Genomic DNA, 2,765 nt, shown 5'->3' with positions numbered 1-2,765 from the left:
CGAACAATATAGTCATACAATAAGAGAATCGATCATGTCTGATAAGAAACCCACCCTGCGCTCCGCCCAATGGTTTGGCACCGCCGACAAGAACGGCTTCATGTACCGCAGCTGGATGAAGAATCAGGGCATCGCCGACCACCAGTTCCATGGCAAGCCGATCATCGGCATCTGCAACACCTGGTCGGAGTTGACGCCGTGCAACGCGCATTTCCGCCAGATCGCCGAGCACGTCAAACGCGGTGTGATCGAAGCCGGGGGCTTCCCGGTGGAGTTTCCGGTGTTCTCCAACGGTGAATCCAACCTGCGCCCCACCGCCATGCTGACCCGCAATCTGGCGAGCATGGACGTCGAAGAAGCGATTCGCGGCAACCCGATTGATGGCGTAGTGCTGCTGACCGGTTGCGACAAAACCACCCCGGCACTGCTGATGGGCGCGGCCAGTTGCGATGTGCCTGCGATCGTCGTTACGGGCGGGCCGATGCTCAATGGCAAGCACAAGGGTCAGGACATCGGTTCCGGCACGGTGGTCTGGCAACTGAGCGAACAGGTCAAGGCCGGCACCATCACCATTGACGACTTCCTGGCCGCCGAGGGTGGCATGTCCCGTTCGGCCGGTACCTGCAACACCATGGGCACCGCCTCGACCATGGCCTGCATGGCCGAAGCGCTTGGTACTTCCCTGCCCCACAACGCGGCCATTCCCGCCGTTGACGCCCGTCGCTATGTGTTGGCGCACATGTCTGGCATGCGCGCCGTAGAGATGGTGCGTGAAGACTTGAAGCTGTCGAAGATCCTGACCAAGGAAGCCTTCGAAAACGCCATCCGCGTGAACGCCGCCATTGGCGGCTCGACCAACGCCGTGATCCATCTCAAAGCCATTGCCGGCCGTATCGGCGTCGAACTGGACCTGGACGACTGGACTCGTATCGGCCGTGGCATGCCGACCATCGTCGACCTGCAACCGTCCGGCCGTTTCCTGATGGAAGAGTTCTACTACGCCGGCGGTTTGCCAGCCGTCCTGCGTCGTCTCGGCGAAGCCAACCTGATCCCCAATCCCAACGCCTTGACCGTTAACGGCAAATCCATCGGCGAGAACACCAAAGATGTGCCGATCTACGGCCAGGACGAAGTGATCCGCACACTCGACAACCCGATCCGCGCCGATGGCGGCATCTGCGTATTGCGCGGCAACCTGGCGCCACTGGGCGCGGTACTCAAGCCGTCCGCCGCCACCCCGGAGCTGATGCAACATCGTGGACGCGCCGTGGTGTTCGAGAACTTCGACATGTACAAGGCGCGGATCAACGACCCGGAGCTGGACGTGGATGCGAACTCGATTCTGGTCATGAAAAACTGTGGGCCGAAGGGTTATCCGGGCATGGCCGAAGTCGGCAACATGGGCCTTCCGGCCAAGCTGCTGGCCCAAGGTGTGACGGACATGGTGCGTATTTCCGATGCGCGCATGAGCGGCACGGCGTACGGCACCGTTGTCCTGCACGTTGCGCCGGAAGCGGCGGCTGGCGGTCCATTGGCGGCGGTGAAGGAAGGCGACTGGATCGAACTCGACTGCGCCAGCGGCCGTTTGCACCTGGACATTCCAGACGCCGAACTGGCAGCACGTATGGCCGATTTACAACCGCCACAACAATTGCTGGTAGGCGGCTATCGCCAGCTGTACATCGACCATGTATTGCAGGCAGATCAGGGTTGCGACTTCGACTTCCTGGTTGGCTGCCGTGGGGCCGAAGTACCGCGTCACTCTCACTGACCTTCGCGCATGATCATTCCCACGCTCCGCGTGGGAATGCAGCCCGGGACGCTCCGCGTCCCTCCTTCTAAAGCCGAACGCGGAGCGTCCGATGTGGCATTCCCACGCAGAGCGTGGGAACGATCATCTACGCTTGCCTCAAGTTCGCGCCGCGCCTGTTATCATGCGCGACACCCCATCGCACAGGACCGCGCCGTTCCCCATGGATTACCGCAAACCCTCCGACCGTAAAAGCATGCACTCGCGCATCGTCCAGGAACTGGGCATGCAGATCGTCTCGGGACGGTTCCTGCCCGACGACAAACTGCCCGCCGAGGCCCTGTTGTGCGAGGAATATGCCGTCAGTCGGCCGGTACTGCGCGAAGCCACTCGGGTCCTGGTCGCCAAGGGCCTGGTGTATTCCCGCCCGCGGGTCGGCACCGTGGTCAAGCCGCGTCGTGAATGGCACATGCTCGACCCGGACGTGTTGCACTGGCTGATGCAAAGCAGCCCGCAGAATGAATTCTTCAATCTGTTGACCAGTGTGCGCAGCATCATCGAACCCGCCGCTGCGGCCCTCGCTGCGCAATTTGCCACCGACGACGACATCGCCTCCATCGGTGAAGCCTATCAACGCATGGAAGCGGCGCCGACACCGGAAGCCTTGCTGCAACCGGACCTGGACTTCCATAGCCGTATTGCCGACGCGACCCACAACGACTTGCTGGCCAACTTGTGCAACATGCTGTCGGTGGCCATCGCCGAAGCCTTGAAACACTCCAACCAACGACCGAACCTGCATGAATTGGCGTTGCCACGGCACAAAGCCATTCTCACCGCCATCGAAAACCGCGACGCCCTGGGTGCGCGGCATGCGACGCTGGTGCAGCTTGATGATGCGCGCAGTGCGTTGAATGTGGTGTTGGGTAGCGATCCGGTCTGACCGGAAAAGCAAAAGCAAAAGATCGCAGCCTGCGGCAGCTCCTACAGGGGAATGCATTCCAGGGGTAGGAGC

The 2,765-nt window shown here is 61.4% G+C and carries 2 protein-coding genes; both read left to right on the top strand.

What is annotated here, in order from left to right:
• Positions 1 to 34 precede the first annotated feature (34 nt).
• Positions 35 to 1,771 carry an IlvD/Edd family dehydratase gene (locus ACRESJ_RS21685; protein WP_431759733.1) on the top strand — a complete coding sequence of 579 codons (1,737 nt, stop codon included), beginning with the start codon at positions 35 to 37 and terminating at the stop codon, positions 1,769 to 1,771.
• A 202-nt stretch (positions 1,772 to 1,973) separates the two neighbouring features.
• Positions 1,974 to 2,693, top strand: coding sequence for a FadR/GntR family transcriptional regulator (locus tag ACRESJ_RS21680; RefSeq protein ID WP_431759734.1), 720 nt, complete (start codon positions 1,974 to 1,976; stop codon positions 2,691 to 2,693).
• The last annotated feature ends 72 nt before the right edge of the window (positions 2,694 to 2,765 follow it).

The organism is Pseudomonas sp., from assembly GCF_050739655.1.
GTDB lineage: Bacteria > Pseudomonadota > Gammaproteobacteria > Pseudomonadales > Pseudomonadaceae > Aquipseudomonas.
This window is presented reverse-complemented; position numbering and strand designations above follow the sequence as displayed.

Excerpts from the sequence above, each read along its gene's own strand:
- ACRESJ_RS21680 (WP_431759734.1), top strand. The coding sequence starts at position 1,974 with ATGGATTACCGCAAACCCTCCGACCGTAAAAGCATGCACTCGCGCATC.
- ACRESJ_RS21685 (WP_431759733.1), top strand. The coding sequence starts at position 35 with ATGTCTGATAAGAAACCCACCCTGCGCTCCGCCCAATGGTTTGGCACC.